The organism is uncultured Campylobacter sp., from assembly GCF_938017615.1.
In the GTDB taxonomy this organism is placed as follows: domain Bacteria; phylum Campylobacterota; class Campylobacteria; order Campylobacterales; family Campylobacteraceae; genus Campylobacter_B.
In genome coordinates this window covers 1-18,828 of record NZ_CALIJA010000008.1, presented here as the reverse complement: position 1 = coordinate 18,828, position 18,828 = coordinate 1, and the positions used below count along the sequence as shown (strand labels likewise).

Annotated in this window: 17 protein-coding genes; 10 read left to right on the top strand and 7 right to left on the bottom strand. The window is 45.7% G+C overall.

Annotation, left to right across the window (positions count from 1 at the left end; all coding sequences use genetic code 11):
* Nucleotides 1-279 precede the first annotated feature (279 nt).
* Nucleotides 280-1,788, bottom strand: a complete 1,509-nt coding sequence (locus Q0620_RS00365) for a succinate CoA transferase (RefSeq protein ID WP_298782690.1) — start codon at nucleotides 1,786-1,788, stop codon at nucleotides 280-282.
* 97 nt (nucleotides 1,789-1,885) lie between these two features.
* Between Q0620_RS00365 and Q0620_RS00360 the strand changes: the two genes are divergently transcribed.
* Entirely contained in the window at nucleotides 1,886-2,095 is a 210-nt protein-coding gene (locus Q0620_RS00360; RefSeq protein WP_298782688.1) for a hypothetical protein, read from the top strand.
* A gap of 641 nt (nucleotides 2,096-2,736) precedes the next feature.
* Here the strand turns inward: Q0620_RS00360 and Q0620_RS00355 are convergent.
* The 3 genes from Q0620_RS00355 to Q0620_RS00345 form a co-directional block, all read right to left on the bottom strand.
* The gene (locus tag Q0620_RS00355; protein ID WP_298782686.1) at nucleotides 2,737-3,255 is read right to left on the bottom strand and encodes a hypothetical protein; all 519 of its coding nucleotides are present in this window, start codon (nucleotides 3,253-3,255) and stop codon (nucleotides 2,737-2,739) included.
* A gap of 138 nt (nucleotides 3,256-3,393) precedes the next feature.
* Nucleotides 3,394-3,960 carry a sel1 repeat family protein gene (locus Q0620_RS00350; RefSeq protein ID WP_298782684.1) on the bottom strand — a complete coding sequence of 189 codons (567 nt, stop codon included), beginning with the start codon at nucleotides 3,958-3,960 and terminating at the stop codon, nucleotides 3,394-3,396.
* Between the two features lie 138 nt (nucleotides 3,961-4,098).
* Nucleotides 4,099-4,530 (bottom strand): redoxin, encoded by a 432-nt coding sequence (locus tag Q0620_RS00345; RefSeq protein ID WP_298782682.1) that lies wholly within the window; start codon nucleotides 4,528-4,530, stop codon nucleotides 4,099-4,101.
* A 135-nt stretch (nucleotides 4,531-4,665) separates the two neighbouring features.
* On the opposite strand from Q0620_RS00345, the gene Q0620_RS00340 reads away from it, so the two are divergent.
* A complete protein-coding gene (locus Q0620_RS00340) occupies nucleotides 4,666-5,748 on the top strand; it encodes a DUF3137 domain-containing protein (protein WP_298782680.1) in 1,083 nt (360 codons plus the stop codon).
* Between the two features lie 163 nt (nucleotides 5,749-5,911).
* Here Q0620_RS00340 and Q0620_RS00335 read toward each other — a convergent pair whose 3' ends face one another.
* Nucleotides 5,912-6,922 carry a DUF475 domain-containing protein gene (locus Q0620_RS00335; protein ID WP_298782678.1) on the bottom strand — a complete coding sequence of 337 codons (1,011 nt, stop codon included), beginning with the start codon at nucleotides 6,920-6,922 and terminating at the stop codon, nucleotides 5,912-5,914.
* A gap of 87 nt (nucleotides 6,923-7,009) precedes the next feature.
* On the opposite strand from Q0620_RS00335, the gene Q0620_RS00330 reads away from it, so the two are divergent.
* The 6 genes from Q0620_RS00330 to Q0620_RS00305 all read left to right on the top strand — a co-directional run bounded on the left by Q0620_RS00330 (nucleotide 7,010) and on the right by Q0620_RS00305 (nucleotide 12,908).
* Entirely contained in the window at nucleotides 7,010-8,329 is a 1,320-nt protein-coding gene (locus tag Q0620_RS00330; RefSeq protein WP_298782674.1) for a Na+/H+ antiporter NhaC family protein, read from the top strand.
* Between the two features lie 201 nt (nucleotides 8,330-8,530).
* Nucleotides 8,531-8,974 (top strand): copper resistance protein CopD, encoded by a 444-nt coding sequence (locus Q0620_RS00325; RefSeq protein ID WP_298782672.1) that lies wholly within the window; start codon nucleotides 8,531-8,533, stop codon nucleotides 8,972-8,974.
* A gap of 613 nt (nucleotides 8,975-9,587) precedes the next feature.
* Entirely contained in the window at nucleotides 9,588-10,397 is an 810-nt protein-coding gene (locus Q0620_RS00320; RefSeq protein WP_297896995.1) for a transporter substrate-binding domain-containing protein, read from the top strand.
* Between the two features lie 20 nt (nucleotides 10,398-10,417).
* Nucleotides 10,418-11,221, top strand: coding sequence for a transporter substrate-binding domain-containing protein (locus Q0620_RS00315; RefSeq protein ID WP_298782670.1), 804 nt, complete (start codon nucleotides 10,418-10,420; stop codon nucleotides 11,219-11,221).
* Nucleotides 11,222-11,285: 64 nt separating this feature from the next.
* The gene (locus Q0620_RS00310) at nucleotides 11,286-12,089 is read left to right on the top strand and encodes a transporter substrate-binding domain-containing protein (protein ID WP_298782668.1); all 804 of its coding nucleotides are present in this window, start codon (nucleotides 11,286-11,288) and stop codon (nucleotides 12,087-12,089) included.
* A gap of 15 nt (nucleotides 12,090-12,104) precedes the next feature.
* Nucleotides 12,105-12,908, top strand: a complete 804-nt coding sequence (locus tag Q0620_RS00305) for a transporter substrate-binding domain-containing protein (protein ID WP_298782666.1) — start codon at nucleotides 12,105-12,107, stop codon at nucleotides 12,906-12,908.
* Nucleotides 12,909-13,130: 222 nt separating this feature from the next.
* Here Q0620_RS00305 and Q0620_RS00300 read toward each other — a convergent pair whose 3' ends face one another.
* On the bottom strand, nucleotides 13,131-14,087 hold the full coding sequence (locus tag Q0620_RS00300) for a helix-turn-helix domain-containing protein (protein ID WP_298782663.1): 957 nt from the start codon (nucleotides 14,085-14,087) through the stop codon (nucleotides 13,131-13,133).
* Between the two features lie 109 nt (nucleotides 14,088-14,196).
* On the opposite strand from Q0620_RS00300, the gene Q0620_RS00295 reads away from it, so the two are divergent.
* Both Q0620_RS00295 and Q0620_RS00290 read left to right on the top strand, forming a co-directional pair.
* Entirely contained in the window at nucleotides 14,197-16,167 is a 1,971-nt protein-coding gene (locus tag Q0620_RS00295) for a TonB-dependent receptor (protein WP_298782661.1), read from the top strand.
* Between the two features lie 49 nt (nucleotides 16,168-16,216).
* Nucleotides 16,217-17,362, top strand: coding sequence for a PepSY-associated TM helix domain-containing protein (locus Q0620_RS00290; protein WP_298782659.1), 1,146 nt, complete (start codon nucleotides 16,217-16,219; stop codon nucleotides 17,360-17,362).
* A gap of 189 nt (nucleotides 17,363-17,551) precedes the next feature.
* Here Q0620_RS00290 and Q0620_RS00285 read toward each other — a convergent pair whose 3' ends face one another.
* Nucleotides 17,552-18,484 carry a D-2-hydroxyacid dehydrogenase gene (locus tag Q0620_RS00285; RefSeq protein WP_298782657.1) on the bottom strand — a complete coding sequence of 311 codons (933 nt, stop codon included), beginning with the start codon at nucleotides 18,482-18,484 and terminating at the stop codon, nucleotides 17,552-17,554.
* Between the last annotated feature and the right edge of the window lie 344 nt (nucleotides 18,485-18,828).

The window sequence follows — 18,828 nt, the reverse complement described above, 5'->3', positions numbered from 1 at the left end:
AATTTAAGGCTAAATTTTAAAATTCCGTAGCGATAAAATTTTAAATTCCGCGCCTTAAATCCGCCTGCAAATTTTAAAATTTTACGGCGCTAATTTCGATCTATTCGTTTTATAACATTTCGCGCGAGCTTTGCAAAAATAAAAATTTTAACGAGCTTTGCTCTAAGTAGCGATAGGGCTTTCAAATGCAGGCGGAATTTTTAAGTGCAAACTTTCTTGCTTTCAGCGAGAATGAGCTTAAATTTTAGGCTTTAGCGCATTAGTTCAAGCAAATTCGCTCTAAGCCTTCATACTCCCCGTATCTTTAAATCTTTGATGCCACGACAGCGCCTCGCTTAAGATGTGTGGAGTATGCCCAGCACAGGGCTGCGCACATGCCCGCTCGAAATAATCTCTCAGCGCGCCTTGGTAGGTGGGATGTGCGATGCTTATCATCGCGCGAGCCCGTTCGCGAGGGCATTTACCGCGCAGATCGGCGATGCCGTATTCGGTGATGATGACCTGGGTGTCGTGCTCGGTATGATCGACATGGCTCACGAATGGCACGATAGCGCTGATCGCGCCGCCTTTAGCGAGCGACGGGCTAAGAAATAGCGACAAATATCCGTTGCGAGCAAAGTCGCCGCTACCGCCGATGCCATTTTTCATCTGCGAACCCATGACGTTGGTGGAGTTTACGTTGCCGTAGATATCTGCCTCGAGCATGCCATTCATCGACACGACGCCGAGCTTTCTGATGAGTGCTGGCGAGTTGGAGACGTCTTGTGAACGCAGTATGATGTGCTTGCGGTAGAAATCGATGTTTTTTTGAAATTCCTCAACACCTGCGGGGCTAAGCGATAGCGCTGTGGCACTTGCAGTGCCTACGACGCTTCTTTTGATGAGATCTAGCATGCCGTCTTGAATCACCTCGGAGTAGCACTGCAGCCCTTGGTAGCCAGCATTTTGTAGTGAGCTAAGCACGGCGTTAGCGACGTTGCCGATACCCGATTGTAACGGCAGTAGCTTCTTTGCGGGAAGTCTGCCGCAAGCCTCCTCGTTTTTTAAGAATTTTACGACGTTGCAGCCGATCGCGCTTGAAATTTCATCCACGGCGGTGAAATTATTGACGCGATCATGCGTCCTAGCCTCTATGACAGCGACTACTTTGGCAGGATCTACATGCATATAGGGACTGCCTACGCGATCGCCTACGTGCTTGATCGGCAGATCCTCAGCATGCGGCGGTAGGCGCAGATCTGTAACGTCGTGAATGCCCTCCAGCTCAAGCGGCTGATAGTAATTCGCTTCTAAAATCACGCGATCGGCGATATCGAGCCAGGCTTGGTTGTTGCCTAGCGACGTGGACGGCACGAGCACGCCGCTTTCTTTAATCGCCACTACTTCGATCACAGCAAAGTTTAGATGTGGAAAAAAGCCCGCCTTAAGCTGCGCGGCAAGGCTTGATAGATGCACGTCCGCGTATCGCACGGCGCCGCTATTTATCGCACGGCGCATATCGGCATCCGTAAAAAACGGCGCGCGAAAGCTCACGGCACCTGCTTTTGCCAAAACTCCGTCTAAAAGCGGATCGGTCGATGCGCCTGTAAAAATTTCGATTTGATAGGGCTCGCCTTTTTTGTGCAGTGCTGTCGCTCGTTGTGCCAGGGCTTGTGGTAGCGCTAGCGCGCAGCCCGCCCCAACAAAGCCGCTAAAGCCCACCGATGCGCCATTTGGGATCAGCTCGCAGGCTTTCTCGGCACTCATAATTTTTGATTTTAGATATTCGTTTTGCACGCGTGAGTTCATTTTCCCTCCTAGCCGTGATTTGGGCGAAATTATAATATTTTTGCGCTAAATTTCAAAATCTAAAATTTCGTGCACGAGCTAGACTATAGAGCAAAATATGAGGCGCAATCGGTTGGGATACGCCGCAAACGCTTCCGATCAGGCTTTTTTTACTTCGGCGGTTTGCAATACCCGCTTGCGCGAGCGCTCGGTAAATAGGGTTTTAAGCGTGATTGAAGCTTGGCTTAATGATCATCTAGCTACGATATCATTAAACGCTTATCTCACACCCAATCTTGCGGAATTTAGGCGCAAAATTTACGCATAATTTGTGAGCTACGATATTTAAATTTAAGCTTCCTTTTGCAATTTAATCGCTCGCCGCACTCAAATTTAAATCTCCGCTTCGCAATTTTAAAATGGGTGTTTTGAAATTTATCGCTCGTGGCGTTTAAATTCTGCGTCTTGTTAGCCTTGAGCCCATATTTGAAATTCCATCGCTTGCGATGCACGCATTTGCTCGCCGCACCTATATTTTAATCCGCATTAATTGAAATCCCTATGCCTGAAATTCTTGCCTCTTCGCACAATATGGCAGTTTAAAATTTCAAATTTCGCACTTTTTTGGAGCGGCTCGACGTAGATACGTAAAATTTTGATATTTTACGCTTGCAAAATTCTAAAAATTATATCATCGTCACGACTAAATTTCAGATTTTGTTTAAATTCTAGTTCTTAAAATTTTAGCCTGGTCGTCACGCACGATTTGCAATTCAAAGAGCCTTGCCGCGTAAATTCTAATCTCTCTGAGCCCAAAAATTGACGCCGCTTAATACATGAATTTAAACGCGTTTTAGAATTCAAAATTTAGCCCGCCTTGTTACCATTTTCGGTCGAGCTCTATAAAATTTCGGTAAATTTTATACTTGCAAAATTTTAAAATTCTATCGCCGTGAAATAGGCGGAATTTTATCTTTGCGGCTTGCCGTCGCCGAATTTTGCGACTATCTCCTCGCTGCAGCTCTCCTTAGGCGCCCAGCCTTCGCGCTTCATCCGCGCCAGATTGTCGCACGCCTCCTGCGAGCCGCCCTCGCAAAGCTCGTCGTATATCACGAGGCTGCGGCACTGCCCGCTCGCGAAACTCTCCAGCGCCGCGGCGTTGCCTAGGCAGGCTCGCTCACGCAGATCGCTCATCGCCCGCCCGCCTGCGCTGCCCGTTTTGCCTCCCTGCTTCCGCTCGGCGAGAGTAGCGAGCTCGCAGGCGTCTGCGAAAAAGCCCTGCGCTTTGAGGCGGTTTCGCACGACGCCGCGACCGCCCAGCTCGTATCTCATCGCCGCTTCGTAGCATGCGGCGGCATCCTTTTTGCCGCACTTTGCTAAAAGCGCGCTGGTTTTTGCGCCGCTAAATTTAAACTCTTTGGCTTTGCCGTCCGCGTTTGCCAAACTAAGCGCCAGCGCCGCAGCCAGCGCAAGCTTTAAAGCCTTCATCTCTGCTCCTTTTTTCGTTTATCTGCCGCTCGCCCCGATTTACTGCTTCATTGCACCGCATCCGTCGCCTGCTAAAATTTCAAAGGCTCGCGCGCTCTATCTGAGATCGAAGCTTGGAATTTTATCGCCTCTGTCGCGCTAATTTTTCGGCAGCAGATCGAGCACCGCGCAGGCGCGCTTGTTGTGCATTTTGCACGCCCTGTCTAGCGCCTCTCTCGAGAGCTCAAAACTTTGAGGAGTGCCGATTCCTTGGAGATATTTGACCGACAGCTCGTAGCAAGCTTCGCTACTGCCGGCATCGCACTGCTCGCGAAAAAGCTCAAACGACGCCACGACGTCCTTCTCCACGCCCAAGCCTCGCCCTAGCGCATCTGCGTAGAAAAAGCACGATAGCTGATCTTTGCGCTCGCAGCCGCTTTTCAGACCGCGCGCGACGCGATCGCAGGAGCCTTCGTCGCTTTTTACGATGCAGCTTTGCAGATCCGCCCGCGAAATTCCGTCCATTTGGATGACCGCATCGGCACTGCTTTGCGAGCCGGCGCTTGCTTCGCCGCTCTTTATAAAGTGCGCGTTTTGCGTGGCGGTCTCGCCGATACTCGTTGTTTTGTCCGTTTTGCCCGCCGCAGAAGCTTTATCCGCTGGCGCGCTCTCGCCGCAGTTTGCCGCAAGTGCGCAAAATAGCGCCAAAAATAGAAATTTTTTCATACCCGCCTCCGTTAAATTTAGCGCCATTTTAATTAAAAATGCTGAATTTAAGGAAAATGCGCCTCTGCCCTAAATTTCAGCCCTGTGTCGCAATGTGTTTGGAGTGTGAAATTTAAAGCGCGCCGCCGAAGCGATCGATCACAGGCTATTTAGCGCCGCAAGTACGTTTTGCGCGTCCTGCTCGGGCTCAGCGATTCGGCTAAAGCGCTTTATCTCCTTGCCGCCTCTAAAAATCAGGGTTTGGCGGTGGTAAAATTTCTTCCCGTCGCCGATAGTGAAGGTTTTGAGCTGTAGTGGCGCTTCAAGCTCGAATTTTTCGTCGTTTATGAACTCAAACGTAGCGCCCGTAGCGCGCTTAAACTCGCTCGTGCCCGCCTCGCCCATGCTGCCTACGGCGATAAGCTCGAAGCCGAGGGCTTTTATCTGTGCAAACGCGCTCTCGTAGGCCTTGCACTGAAGCGTGCAGCCCGTAAGCCCCGCCGCATCGCGCAACTCCGCGGGCAAAAATTTGCCGCTGTCGCCCATTTTCGGATAGGTAAAAACCACGCAATTTTTCGGTAAATTTATCATCTCTCGCCTTTTGATCGAAATAGGTCGCAAAAATAGCATAAAAAATCTTAAACCCGCTTAACGGATGAAATTTTAATAAAATTTAGCGTAAAATAAGGGGCAAAATTTTGACAAAATCAAATTTGGAGTTAAATTTTGGATATTGACAGAGCGATAGAGGAGTTGGCAAAAAAGCAGCAGCAGTGCAAGATAAAATTTCTAAAACCGCTGATTTTATTGCTATGCATCGCGGTTTTTTCCGTCGGCTGGTTTATCCACGGCTTGATCCAAAACGAATACTCCTCCGCCGTGCTGATGTCCGCGATGGTCCCGATAATTGCGGTAAGCTGCGTATGGGGGATTTATGATGATTCCATCGCCAAATGGGAGTACAACGCCTTTTACAAAGACGCCTTTATCCGCGCCATCATTTCAGATATCGATCCCGCCTTTAGATATGAGCCGCAAAGCGGCATAGACGAAGAAGAAATCCGCAAAACGGGCATCTATCCGAATAATGAATTCGTAGCCGAGGATCAGATAGACGGCGTGTATAAAGGGGTAAAATTTAGCCTAAGCGAGGCGATAAAAATCTATGAAACGCGAGAATCTATGAGGCTTGTAGAGTTATCTCAAAGGTCCAAGAGCGATCTTTCTGCGACTTTTTTGCTATCGGCGATCGCGCTTTGGAACGCTTGGAGGCTCAGCGAATATGTGCAAGCCTTTAGCGGCTCGGTTTTGGTGTGCGAGTTTTATAAGAAATTTAAGGGGCAAACTATCATCGCGGACCGCTCGCCCGGCACCAAATTTTTAGGCGATCAGGAGCTGATGGACGACGTGATTTTCGGAGAGGAATTTCGCGTGTTCGCAAGCGATAAGATCGAGGCGCGGTATCTTTTGACGCCTAGCTTTATGGGTCGCTTAGGGGCTTTGAAGCTTAAGCTTGCGCCCAAGATCGCTCTTAACGCGGCGTTTATGGACGGCAAATTTTATCTATTTTTAAACGGCGCGAAAAACCGTTTCGAAGCTGCGTTGTTTTCGCCGCGCACTACGCTAAGAGACGCCGAGCGGATAAAGGCTGAGGTTTTGCAGCTTCTTGGTATCATTGACGAGCTGCGTTTGAATGAAGGATTTTTTAGCGGCGCAAGCGAGAGCGGCGAGCCCGCAAATAGCCCGCCACCAGGCGGCGAAGAGCTGCAGAGATTGCGCGATAAAGGCTTAAGCTCGCGCGATCGCTGATTTGAATTTTAAAATGTCATCTCGCGTCTTTAAATTTAGCGCTTTTTGAAATTCGGCGTCTTTTGAAATTTAACGCGGCGCAAGCGGGTAAATTTTATCGCTTGCGGCGGTAGCTTGAAATTTTAAAATTTAGCCCGCGCGCCGCAAAGCTCGCTATGAAATTTCATTCGTTGTTTCCCGCGATCGTTTCGATTAGTTTGCGTTTGTTGCGGCGGTTATAAAGCACCGACGAAAGGAGCGATAGCGCGATGAATAAGATCCCCACGGTGCCCGTTATGATCTCGCTTACTTCAAATTTCAGCTTGGCAAACATTATAAACGCCAAACACGCAATGGCGTAGTGCGCGCCGTGCTCCAGATACGCGAAGTGCGACAGCGTGCCGCGGGCGATGAGATACAGCGTGATGGAGCGCACAAACATAGCGCCCGCGCCGAGACCTAGCATGATGATGAAGATATTATCGCTTAGCGCAAACGCGCCGATCACGCCGTCGAAGCTAAAGCTCGCGTCCAGGGTTTCTAAATATAAAAAGCCCGCAAGGCCGTTTTTTACGCCGTCCGTGCCGAAAAGGCGGTCGAAGCAGGAGATGAGCAGATAGAGCAGGATCGCGCCGAAATACGCCGTGCCGAGCGTAGCCGAGCCCGTTTTAGCAAGCAGCACGAGCCCCGCGGCTAGAGCGATCAGCGTGGGCGCGTTTGGAATGCGCTTTAAAAATCGCACGAGCCCGTTATTTTCGATTATGCCTAACCAGTGTAGCTCGCGCTGCGTATCTAAGAAAAAATCGCAAAAGACCATCAGTAAAAACGCGCCGCCGAAAACGTAAATTTGCGCTTCGTTCTCGCTTAAAATTTCATGGTAGCGCTGCGGCTGCTTAAGCGCCAGCGCGAGGGTTTCCCAAAGACCTAGATGCGCGCTAGCGGCGACGATTAGCACGGGGAATAAAAACCTCATGCCAAAAACTGCGATCGGAATGCCCCAGAGGATAAATCTGCTCTGCCATACCGGCGCCATATCTTTTAGCACCTTGGCATTGACTACGGCGTTATCGAAGCTGAGGCTGATTTCCAGCGCGCACAAAAGCGCACAGATATAAGCGGCGCCCGCGCCGCCGATATAAAACGCGATAGCAAGCGCAATTAGGCTTACTACAAAAGAGGAATAAAAATATTTCATCGCTGTCCTAGCCGATTTTTTGCACGATTTTAGCAAAATTTAGCCCTAAATTCTATATAATTGCAAAAATTCCAAAAAAGGCAAAAGATGCTTACCAATCCCGTATTTATCAGTATCTGTGTGATGTGCGCGCTGTGCTTGCTGAGGTGCAACGTAATGCTCGCGATCCTAATCGGCACGATCTGCGCCGTGCTCTCAAGCAAGATCCCGCTGGGAGACGCCATAAATTTATTCATAAACGGCAACCCCGAAAACGCCGGCAGCCTCGGCATGGGCGGAAATTTAGAAACTGCGCTTTCGTATCTGCTGCTAGGCGTCATCGCAAGCGCGATCTCAAAGACCAACTTAACGGCGATCTTGGTGCGCGCGGTGGCAAATTTAATCAGCGACAAAAAATACGTATTTATCTTTTCGATCGCCTTTTTTACGTGCTTCTCACAAAATTTAATCCCCGTACATATTGCCTTTATCCCGATTTTGATCCCGCCGCTAGTCAAGATAATGAACTCGCTAAAGATCGATCGCCGCGCCGTAGCGTGCGCGCTGACGTTCGGCTTGCAGACGCCGTATATGGCGCTGCCGTTGGGATTCGGACTTATCTTTATGGGGCTAATCGAAAAAAATATGAACGCAAACGGTATCGCGGTAAGCCTAAGCGATATATCGAGCGTGATGTGGCTAAGCGCCGTGCCGATGCTCGTGGGGCTAGTGCTAGCCGTGGTCTACTACCGCAAGCCGAGAGAATATGCCGAAACTAAAGAGAGTTTGGACGCGCATTTTAGCGAGCTTAAGATGGGTATGCGAGAATGGGGCGCGCTAGCGGGTATCGCGGTTTGCTTCGCGGTGCAAATTTGGATCAAATCCCTTCCGTTTGCCGCGCTTAGCGGAATTTTAGTAATGCTTGCGAACAAAGGCATCGAGTGGAAGAAGCTCGATAATGTATTTGACGAGGGCGTGCATATGATGGGCTATATCGCGTTTTTGATGCTGATCGCCGCAGGATACGGCACGATCTTAAAAGAAACCGGCGGCGTGAACGAGCTGGTGCACGTAGCGAGCACTTTAAGCGGCGGCAAGCTCGGCGGCGCGCTGCTGATGATCGGCATCGGACTGCTCGTGACGATGGGTATCGGCTCGAGCTTCGGCACGATCCCTATCATCGCTACGATATACTGCCCGCTAGCCGTACAGCTGGGCTTTAGCACTGCAGCGACGATCTTTATCATCGGCGTGGCCGCTGGTATCGGCGATGCGGGCTCTCCTGCGAGCGACAGCACGCTCGGACCTACCGTGGGGCTGAATATCGACGGCGAGCATAGCCATATGTGGGATACCTGCGTGCCGACCTTTATTTTCTTTAATATCCCGCTAATCATATTCGGCATAATCTTTTCGATGATGCTTTGAAATTTTATAAAATTTCAGCCGTGCGGCGATGCTTTTAAATTTGATCGCGCGATTTTGCCAAAATTTATCTGCGCTGCTCGCACGCGGCTTGCTTAAATCTAGCCGCTTTAAATTTAACCGCTCGCGGCGCGTTGATGAAAGTCATTGCTAAAATTTGAAATTTCGCATAAAATGGCCGAAATTTCATAGCAAGGAGCGGCGGTGGAGCAAATTTATCCTTACGTGCAGATTGTGCATCTCATCTGCGCCATTATCTTTTTGGGATACATATTTTTTGACGTCGTGATTTTTATGCGGCTTAAAAGCACGCTGGGCGCGGATTTTGAGCGCGTTAAAAAAGCGATCGGCTCGCACGCGATTAAGATCATGCCGGTTTGCCTTTTTACGCTGATAATCACCGGCGGAATGATGATGAGCCGCTGGGTCGGTAGCGCTAACGGCGGGTATTTCGGCACGCCGCTTCAAAAAATCTTTATGCTAAAAGTCACGCTCGCGCTCATCATCGCCGTGTGCGTAGCGATAAATTTGAGCTGCCGCGCGATGGGAAGGCCCGCGCCTGAGTTTTTACGAGCGAACATCCACAAAATCGCCTTTGTATTCGGCTTCATCATCGTGCTTTGCGCTAAGCTTATGTTTGTAGTATGATTTATAGCGCAAAATTTAGCGCTGGCGGCACGCTTTTATCGCGAAATTCTGTAGCGTGGCACAGATTTAATTTTGCTTGCTTTTAAAATACGACGCTTGCTAAAAATTTTAAAATTCCAATTTATCGAGCGGGCATAGGGATTTAAGAATTTTAAATTCTGCCGCGTCTGCACCAAAGCACGAAATTTTAAAATTTCACTCCTTTCTTGTGCTGTTTTGTCAAACGCAATCTGCAAAATTTAATCTCATAAAATTTTAAAATTTCATCGCAAGCTTTAAAGTGCTCGTAAAATTTCTCGCCCAATCCTACGCTGAAAATTTTGTAAAATTCTGTGGCTTTAAAATTTTGCAAAATTTTAAAAATTTTAAATTCTATCGCTAGGATGCGGATGAAAACTCTAAAAAAAGCTCGCGTGGAATCGAAGCAAACAATGAAAAAGCGAATTTATTTAGCGACTTTACTTACTATTTAATAATCATTAAAGATATAAAAAGCTAAAATTGCTTTTCGCCTGCGGGTGAATTTAATGTCTGCTTGCCATTCGGGCGGGATTTTGAGGTTTTCCGTAGCCGTGGCAATGGTTTTGAAATTATTTATGAGAAAGGAAAAAGGATGAAGAAATTTCTCTTAAGTCTGCTCGTCGCAGCTTTGGCTAGTAGCGCGCTTTGCGCTAGGTCGCTCTCCGAGATCAAAAGTAGCGGAGTGCTTAGAATAGGCGTTTATGACGCGCAACCACCATTTAGCAAGATAGAAGACGGCGTGCATCAGGGCTTTGAGGTCGATATGGCAAACGCCATCGCTAAAGATATGCTTCCATCAGGCGGAAAAGTGGAGTTTACTTCCGTGCTTGCAAATCAGCGTATAAAATTCCTACAAGAAGATAAGGTGGATGCGGTTATCGCAACTCTTACCGTAACTCCGGAGCGCGAGAAGCAGGTAGATTTTACGACCCCGTATTTTAGCGTCAATATAGGCATTTTAACCCGCGTCGAAGATAAGATTAAATCTTTAAACGAATTGCAAGATAAAACTATTTTGGTTCTTAGCGGCGGTACCGCAGAAACATACTTTGAAAAGCAAGGCTATAATATCGCCAGATGCGATAACGCAAACGCTTGCTACAAGGCGCTAAAAGCTGGACAGGGCGACGGGTATGCCGATGATAACCTAGTCGTGCTGGCTTATCCGGTATTAGATAAAAAGGTTGAAGTAAATATCAAGAATTTAGGCACTTCGGATTTCTTAGCCATCGGCGTGAAAAAGGGCAATTCGGAGCTTTTGGATTTTCTAAACGGCGAGCTAATCAAACTAAGCAAAGAGGGCTTTTTCAAAAATTCGTTCGACAATTTCATCGAGCCTTACTACAAAGGAACTGCAGAGAAAAAGTATTTCTTGCTGGACGATCTTTATAGCTTGCTGTAATTTTTAAAAAGGGGGACGCTATGAAAAAGATAATCTTGGCGTTGATGCTGGCTGTGTGCTCGCTTCTTAGCAACACTTTGACTCAAATCAAAGAAAAAGGGGTTATTCGCATCGGTATAGATGGCTCGTCTCCGCCGTTTAGCGTCGTTAAAGACGGCGGATATAGCGGGTTTGAGATACTCTTAATCGAAGGGCTTGTTAAAGAAATTTTCGGTGATAAAGGCAGCAAGATACAATATGTCGTAACGGTAGGCGATGACCGCATAAAAGCGGTGCAGGACAACAGAGTCGATTTAGATATCGCGCTAATCTCGGTTACGAAAGAGCGCGAGAAGCTGGTAGATTTCTCCGATCCATACTTTAGCGTAAATATCGGCGTGCTAACTCGTAGCGACGATAATATCAGAAAGGTCTCCGATCTAAACGGAAAGACTATACTGGCGCAGCCCGGCACTACTGTGTTTGATTACTTTACGAAACAGGGCTATAACGTAGTACCGTGTGCGAGCGCGAATGAATGCTTTAATGACCTAAAATTGGGTAAGGGCGACGGATACGGCGATGATAATCTACTTGTGTTCGCTTACGCTGTAGTCGACCGCAAAGTCGAAGTAAATATCAAGAATTTAGGCTCGACGGACTTCCTGGCCATCGCGGTGCAAAAGGGCAATACTGAGCTGCTTAACGCGGTAAATGCGGGACTAATTGAGCTAAGTAAAAAGGGTTTTTTTACAAAAATTTTTGATGAGAGTATTGAGCCTTTTTATAAAGGCACCATTGATAAAAAGTATTTCTTGCTGGACGATCTTTATAGCTTGTTTTAATTTAAAGTGGCGATGGATGGAATTCTATTCGCTGGCAAATTTTAGTAAAATTTAAAGGAATTTTATGAAAAAGATTATATTTACGTTGTTAATCGCTTCGTGTTCGTTATTTGCTAACTCTTTAGCGCAGATCAAAGAAAAAGGACTCATTCGCATTGGGATAGACGGCTCACTGCCGCCGCTTAGCGTCTCCGAGGACGGCAAATACAGCGGTTTTGAAATTTCGCTTATCGAAGAGCTTTCAAAGGAAATTTTCGGCGATAAAGGCGGCAAAATCGAATATGTTGTAACTCTAGGCAATGATCGTATCACAGCCGTGCAAGATAACAAGGTCGATTTGGATATCGCGGCGATTACGGTTACGAAAGAGCGCGAGAAGCTAGTGGATTTTTCAAATCCATACTTTAGCGTAAATATCGGCGTGCTAACTCGCACCGATGATAATATAAAAACCGTAGACGATTTACAAGATAAAGAAATTTTAGCAGAGCCCGGCACTACGGCGTTTGATTATTTTAATAAGGAAGGCTTTAAAGTTATCTCATGCGCTAGTTCTAGTGAATGTTTCCGAGCGCTAAAATCCGGTCGCGGCAGCGGCTATGCAGACGATAATATGGTAGTTTTGGGTTATTCGGTTGTAGATCGCAAGGTAGAGGTAAATATCAAGAATTTAGGCACGACGGACTTTTTAGCTATCGCGGTGCAAAAAGGCAACGATGACTTGCTAAACGCCTTAAACGACGGGCTTGTCAAGCTCAGCAAAAACGGCTTTTTCAAGAAAATTTTTAACGACAGCATCGATCCTTTTTACAAGGGCAAGGCTGAGAAAAAATATTTCTTGTTAGATGATCTTTATAAAATGTTTTAATTCAAAGGACAAAATATGAAAAAAATTCTACTAAGTATTTTGCTGGGTGTTGGCGCGCTTTGCGCTAATTCCCTAGCAGATATCAAGCAAGCAGGCGAAATTCGCATAGGCTTGCAAGATTCCCAGCCTCCGTTTAGCTTCGATGATAACGGCACGCTAAAAGGCTTTGAGGTTGATTTGGCAAATGAGTTAGTCAAAAATCTATTCGGCAATAAAAAGATCAAAATCGACTTTATCTCCGTAGTATCTAAAGATCGCGTCCCCTCACTGGAGCAAAACAAAGTAGATCTCATCATATCCGAGCTTACCGTCACAAAAGATCGCGTTCAGAAAGTCGATTTTTCTTACCCGTATTATTCAGTGCAAATTGGCGTGCTAAGCCGTAAGGATGATAATATTTCAAGAATAGATCAGATCGCGCATAAAAAAATTCTAAGCGTTAAGGGCACAACTGCCGAGGAGCACTTCAAAAACGCGGGCTATGAGATTGCGACATGTACCGACGCGAATGAGTGCGTCGCCAGACTAAAGGCTGGCGAGGGCATAGGCTTTGCCGACGATAATACGGTCGTACTCGGATACGCTAGAAACGATGCCGCACTTGATGCAAAAATCATCAACCTTGGGAAGATAGATTATATCGCCGTCGCCCTATCTAAGGGCAATACCGAGCTGCTTGATGCGGTTAATAGCAGCCTGGTAAAAATGTATAAAGCGAAATTTTTCCATAAGGCTTTTGACGAGGATATCAAGCCATACTACGGTGGCAAGATCGATAAAAAGCACTTTACGCTAGACGAGGTTTATAGCCTGTTTTAATTTAGACGTATTTAAAATTTTAAGGCGTCCTTTGACGTACAAACATACGCGCAGCTGCGATATTTGATCGCAGCTCGCTTTTGCCGCCAAGGCTTCGGCGGCAATTTATAATTTAAATTCCGTATTTTTACGGATCCCGGTTGCGATATAAAATTTTATGAGATTTTGATATGCAGTTACGAAAGATTGTGGCTTATAAAAGATAGCCGGTCGCAAGAAATTCTAATCCGAGTAGTAAAATTTTATATCCTTTTTCAGTTGCGTCGGCAGTATATTAAATTTAGCCCTAAAAATTTTAGAAAAATGCGATAAATTATTGTATCCGACCATTTTAGCGGCTTCGTTTACGCTGATTTGATCTAGACTTAATAGCTCTTTTGCAATTCCAAGCCGCTCATTTGTCAGCATTGCATAAACGCTCGTGCCAAAATATGCTTTAAAATCCCTTTTTAGTGCAAATTCGTTCGTGGCGCAAAGATGAGCAAGCTCTTTAATGCTAGGTGGATTTTGCATATTTTCGAGTAATATTTTCTTTGCTTTTTGGACTGTTTTTATGCGATTTTCATCAAGATTAAGCGCATTTTCGGGCTCATTAAATTTATGAAAACTTCTATAAAGCATCTCTAAAATTTTACTTTCCATAAAAATTTCGCGCATTTTGCCGTCGTATATCGCGGCATTTTCGATTTCTTTAAGGATGATATTTTGCACGGCGCTCGTTTTAAATTTCTTCATACAAACGGCCTGATCTAAATTCAAATTTTTTAAAATTCCCAGCTCATTTGCAAAAACGGTGCTAAGCGCTATGCAGGAGCTTTTATAGTGTTTATTTTCAAGCTCGTGAACGCCACGCAATTTGCTTTGCATAGTTCCGAGCCAAAACTCACCTTTATTCAAGACGAACTGATCTTTATCCGATCTGAAGCAGATAGGATTTTCGCCCGTATTGAAAAATAAAAATGAATAGCGGCTGCCCCGTTCGTGGCGATGCAAAAGGAAATCTCTGCAAATTATATCGCTGCTATAATATCCTATCTCTCCGCCCGTATAAAAAGAGCTAAAGCCAAATTTTATGCTTTCGCTTTCAAGCTCGGTTTTGTTATACCTGCATTGCTTGGACGGCTCAATGTCGTTAGATATTTTTTGCAAAAAATCATCTAAACTTATCTCTTTACTCATCTTATCCCTTTAGCGTTTAAAAAAATCCCTCTACCGTTTAGTATTTCTTGATAATGCGTATCTTATTATAGTAAAATGAGTTTAAATTTTAATAAGAAAAGGGGCGTTTGTGCACGTAATATATAAATTATCGCTGATTGCTGCTATAGCGACAGCTGGAATATCGAGCGAGATAGAAAAACAGGACAAAAGTGTAAATTTGGGTGAAATTACCGTAGTCAGTGCTACGGGCTATCGGCAAAATATTCAAGACGCACCCGCTTCCATCTCCGTTCTTACGCAAAAAGAGATACGAAAGCGCAACTACCAAGATATCTCCGCAATGGTAGAGGATTTGCCGAGTACCTTTACCGCAACGCTAGGTGCTGCATCTAGAAAAGGCATAAGCCTAAGAGGTCTATCTCAAAAGTATACAAAAATTTTAATCGACGGCAAGCCTGCAACCAGCGATAGCGCCTATAAAGGATTGAGAAGTATTGGCAGCAGCCAGAATTTCTTGCCTCCCGCAAATGCGATAGAGCGCATAGAGGTCATCCGCGGTCCTATGAGCTCGCTTTACGGAAGCGACGCTATGGGCGGAGTAATAAATATCATCACTAAGGGCTTTTCAAATGAGCTTAGCGGCAATGTAAACGGATACTATACTTTCGCTAAAAAATCGCAAATAAAAGGTGATTATCAAACGGGTTTTTATCTAAACGGAGCTATCGTCCCGGACGTACTAGGTATCGCACTTTACGGCAGATTTTTTGAAAAGATAGAGGATAAAGAGCCTTATGCGAATAGAAATAATGAAGAGACGAATATGGGTGCAAAACTGATGTATAACGCAACGCAAAACGATGAGGTAACGCTTGATTATCGTAAAGTAAATAATAAATTTAGGCGTACATACGGGCGTACGCGAACAACCTCGGGAGGCAATAACGATATTGCGAAAGAGGATATGAAAGGCTACACCGCAAGCCTGTCTCACCAGGGAAAATACAATAAGTTTATGATAGATAGCTATGCAAATTACGATAGCATGAAAGAAAGCGGCGCCCAGGATCTGCATCTTAGAACGACTACGCTAAATTCTAAAGGCTCATATTTTTTCGATTCAAATGCTTTGAGTTTGGGCGTGCAATACCGAAGCGAGAGATTAAACGAAGCCGCTACTACCGCAGATGAGGCAAATGTCAAAAGATGGGATTATTCGATCTACGGCGAGGATGATTTTTATCTAACTGATGATTTAACGCTAACCGGCGGAATCAGATATAACCGCGATAAAGACTACGGCGGCCATATATCTCCGCGCGCTTATGCCGTTTATCGTTTAAACGAAAGTTTTTCTATTAAAGGCGGCGTTTCGACGGGATATTCAACTCCGGATATTAAGCAGCGTAGCGAGGGCCTTGCCTTGCCATTTGCAGGAGGTCAGGGAGCGCAGATAGGCAGAAGCTCTTTAAAGCCCGAAAGCAGCATAAGCTACGAAGGTGGGTTTTCTTACGACGATAACGATAAATTTAACTTTAGTGCTACTGCGTTTTATACCAAAATCAAAGATGGAATTTCTACCAAATTGATTTGCCGCTCAAGACCGGGAAATCCTTGCGTGCATAACGGCAAAACTTACAGGCGCGGTATTTGGGACACTATAAATGTCGGAGAAGCCGAAGTTAGGGGTCTAGAGCTAAGTAGCGATTATCAAATTTTAGATAATTTGAAGCTGCATGCAAACTACGCCTATACGAAATCCGAGCAAAAAACGGGTAGCGAGAAGGGCAAAACCTTAAATAATTTTCCAATCCATTCGGTAAAGCTAGGATTTGATTACGACGTAAGCTCCAAGCTAAACTTATGGTCGCAAATAAATTATTATAGTAGGACGCGTGATAGCCTAAGCTACGATGAGGATATCCGCTCATACACGCTTTTTGATCTGGGCGCGAGCTATAAAGTCACAAAAGACGCAAGTTTAAATTTTACGCTTTATAACATATTCAACGAATTCGTACTAACGCGCTCGGGAAATTATCAAATGATGGTCGTAGACGGGATGAAGGCGCAGGTTGGATTTAACGTGAATTTTTAAATTTGCGACGCATAAATTTCGTCCGTGGATTTAAAATTTAAGGAAATTAATGGCGATTCTAAAAAGGAAAAAATTTTGGTTCAACGTCCATCTTGTTTTGACGCTTATATGCTGCATGCCGATCTTAATTGTAGCCCTTAGCGGCGCTATTATCTCGTATCACGACGAGATTATAGATGTGTTAAATCAAAGCAAATCTTTCGTGAGCCCGAGCGGAAAAGATGCCCTTAAGCCCACCGAAATTTTAAATATTTTCAGAAAAGTCAAGCCCGGTTTTACGCTCAGTTATTATAGAATTCCTCAAAACAAAAACGAAGCGATTAGGCTTTCTGGCACAGATTCTAGCGGCGAGTTTAAATCATATTTTATAGATCCTTATAGCGGCGAAATTACTTCGGAAAACATAGGCGATACGTTTATCGGCGTAGTGCTAAATCTACATACTAATCTAGGTTTTGGGTTAAGTAAAAACGAAACTCTGCGGCTAATAGGCAAAAATATCGTGGCGCTTAGCACGGTTATGTTTATTTTGGTCTTAATTTCAGGCGTGGTGATCTATTATCCTAGCTTTAGAGGAAAGATTTTACGCGCATTTAGGATAAATTTTAAAGCGAGAGGTTACACGTTTTTATATAGCTTGCACGGCGTGGTCGGAGTTTTGCTGCTGCCCGTTTTGCTTACGATAAGCGCTAGTGGGCTTTATTGGTCGTATGATCGGATAGCCAAAATCACCAACAGAGCGCTAGGGGAAAAGGAAATTTTTAGAAAAACGAGTTTTACCGAAGTGCGAGGATTTTCGCTCGAGGATGAAGATAAAATTTTAAATTTGCAGACGGCATTTGATATTTTTAAGCGTGAACGCGGTGAAAACTACGAATTCTTTAATATCATCGCCCAAAAAGATGGAGAAAATTTTATGGTCTTTTATTTCGATAAAGGCGAAAAGAGCGAAGAGCATATGAATACGATGAGTATAAACGTTAAAAAGGGCATCTTGCGGCATGCTCGCTATGATGATACGAAAAGTACCATGCCGCGCCCGTTTGCTATACATAAAGCCGTTTTGAGCGTGCATTCGGGCTATATCTTCGGCGAGGCGGGTAAGTTCTTATTTTGCGTAGCGACGATTTCTGTGTTATTTTTTATAGTTACGGGATTTTGGATGAGTATAAAAAGAATTTATAAGAAAAGATAAATCTACGAATTCAAAGCGGAGAGATAGCTTATCCGCGGCGTAAATTTAAAATTTTACCCGAAACGGTATCGCTTCTTTTCAGTTAATAAAATTTTATATACAGCGCTTTGAAATACTGCGTGCAGAGTCTTTGTGGGCCTTGTGCCGCATCTTGATTTTGTTAAATTTGCTTTGGCGTTTTAACCGCGCTTATTTGCCGCTCATAAAATCCCTAATATTTTGTGCGATCATCTTTATCAGCCGTTTGCGAGCCTCGATGCTCGCCCATGCGATGTGGGGCGTGATGATGACGTTGCGGCGATTTTTCACGCGCAGCAGCGGATGATCCGTCCTCATCGGCTCTGTTTGAAGCACGTCAAGCGCCGCGCGCAAGCCTCGCTCGTCCACGGCGCGAGCCAGCGCGTCCTCGTCCACGATGCCGCCGCGGCCGAAATTCATCAAGATCGCCCCCTCTTTCATCTTCGCAAGCTCCGCCTCGCCGATCAATCCCGCCGTTTTTTCATTTAGCGGGGCGTGGATCGAGATGATGTCGCAGGTTCTCAAAAGTGCGTCCAGGCTCACTCTGGCAAACTCGCCGTTATCGTTCGCGCCGCTAGTGGAGTAGTATCTCACGTTCGCGCCGAACGCGGCGGCGATGCGGGCAACCTTTGCGCCGATCTGTCCAAGCCCGATGACGCCGAATTCTTTGCCGTAAATTTCGCTGATAGGTGCGTCAATGTGGGTGAAAATTTCGCTCTCGCACCATTTGCCGCTGCCGCCGTAATCCGCGTAGTATCCGAGCGCGTTGGTTAGCGCAAACAGCGACGCGAAGGTCTGCTGCACGACGCTGTTCGTCGAATAGCCCGCCACATTTTTCACCGCGATACCGCGAGCCTGCGCTGCCTGCATATCGATATTATTCGTGCCCGTGGCACTTACGCAGATCAGCTTAAGCGCGGTTTGCGCCATGATCTCGTCCGTGATTAGGACTTTGTTGGTTATGACGACGTCGGCACCGGCTAGGCGCTGCGCGGTTTGCGCAGGCTCCGTCGTCTCGTAGCTTTCAAACTCACCCAAGCTCGCAATCTCGCTAAGATCGGCATCGCTTCCCAGCGTCGCGGCATCCAAACATACGATTTTCATATTTTCCCCTTTGCGTTTTAAAATTTTAAGCCGTAGCCGCGCGGTTAAATTTAGCCGTTAAATTCCGCCACGCGATCGGAAGCACGGCGTCTAAACGGCAAAATTTAACCTCACGAAATTTAGCTATTGCGGAAATTTGCTCTCGAAATTGTACTATCGCAAATTCCGTTTTTGCTAAAATTTAATGCTTGCAGCGCGCGGGACGTTAAATTTTAAAATTCCAATTCATGCCGAAGCAAGCGTTAAATTTTACCGCCGCTGAAACCTGCGTCTAAATTTTAAAATTTCCCCGCAAACGCTTTTAAATTTCTAACGTTTTAAACTAGCAAGATATATAATTGCCT

Excerpts from the sequence above, each read along its gene's own strand:
- Q0620_RS00350 (WP_298782684.1), bottom strand. The coding sequence starts at position 3,960 with ATGAAAAAATTTCTATTTTTGGCGCTATTTTGCGCACTTGCGGCAAAC.
- Q0620_RS00290 (WP_298782659.1), top strand. The coding sequence starts at position 16,217 with ATGGCGATTCTAAAAAGGAAAAAATTTTGGTTCAACGTCCATCTTGTT.
- Q0620_RS00335 (WP_298782678.1), bottom strand. The coding sequence starts at position 6,922 with ATGAAATATTTTTATTCCTCTTTTGTAGTAAGCCTAATTGCGCTTGCT.
- Q0620_RS00330 (WP_298782674.1), top strand. The coding sequence starts at position 7,010 with ATGCTTACCAATCCCGTATTTATCAGTATCTGTGTGATGTGCGCGCTG.
- Q0620_RS00365 (WP_298782690.1), bottom strand. The coding sequence starts at position 1,788 with ATGAACTCACGCGTGCAAAACGAATATCTAAAATCAAAAATTATGAGT.
- Q0620_RS00315 (WP_298782670.1), top strand. The coding sequence starts at position 10,418 with ATGAAAAAGATAATCTTGGCGTTGATGCTGGCTGTGTGCTCGCTTCTT.
- Q0620_RS00355 (WP_298782686.1), bottom strand. The coding sequence starts at position 3,255 with ATGAAGGCTTTAAAGCTTGCGCTGGCTGCGGCGCTGGCGCTTAGTTTG.
- Q0620_RS00300 (WP_298782663.1), bottom strand. The coding sequence starts at position 14,087 with ATGAGTAAAGAGATAAGTTTAGATGATTTTTTGCAAAAAATATCTAAC.
- Q0620_RS00320 (WP_297896995.1), top strand. The coding sequence starts at position 9,588 with ATGAAGAAATTTCTCTTAAGTCTGCTCGTCGCAGCTTTGGCTAGTAGC.
- Q0620_RS00285 (WP_298782657.1), bottom strand. The coding sequence starts at position 18,484 with ATGAAAATCGTATGTTTGGATGCCGCGACGCTGGGAAGCGATGCCGAT.
- Q0620_RS00310 (WP_298782668.1), top strand. The coding sequence starts at position 11,286 with ATGAAAAAGATTATATTTACGTTGTTAATCGCTTCGTGTTCGTTATTT.
- Q0620_RS00360 (WP_298782688.1), top strand. The coding sequence starts at position 1,886 with ATGAGGCGCAATCGGTTGGGATACGCCGCAAACGCTTCCGATCAGGCT.
- Q0620_RS00305 (WP_298782666.1), top strand. The coding sequence starts at position 12,105 with ATGAAAAAAATTCTACTAAGTATTTTGCTGGGTGTTGGCGCGCTTTGC.
- Q0620_RS00345 (WP_298782682.1), bottom strand. The coding sequence starts at position 4,530 with ATGATAAATTTACCGAAAAATTGCGTGGTTTTTACCTATCCGAAAATG.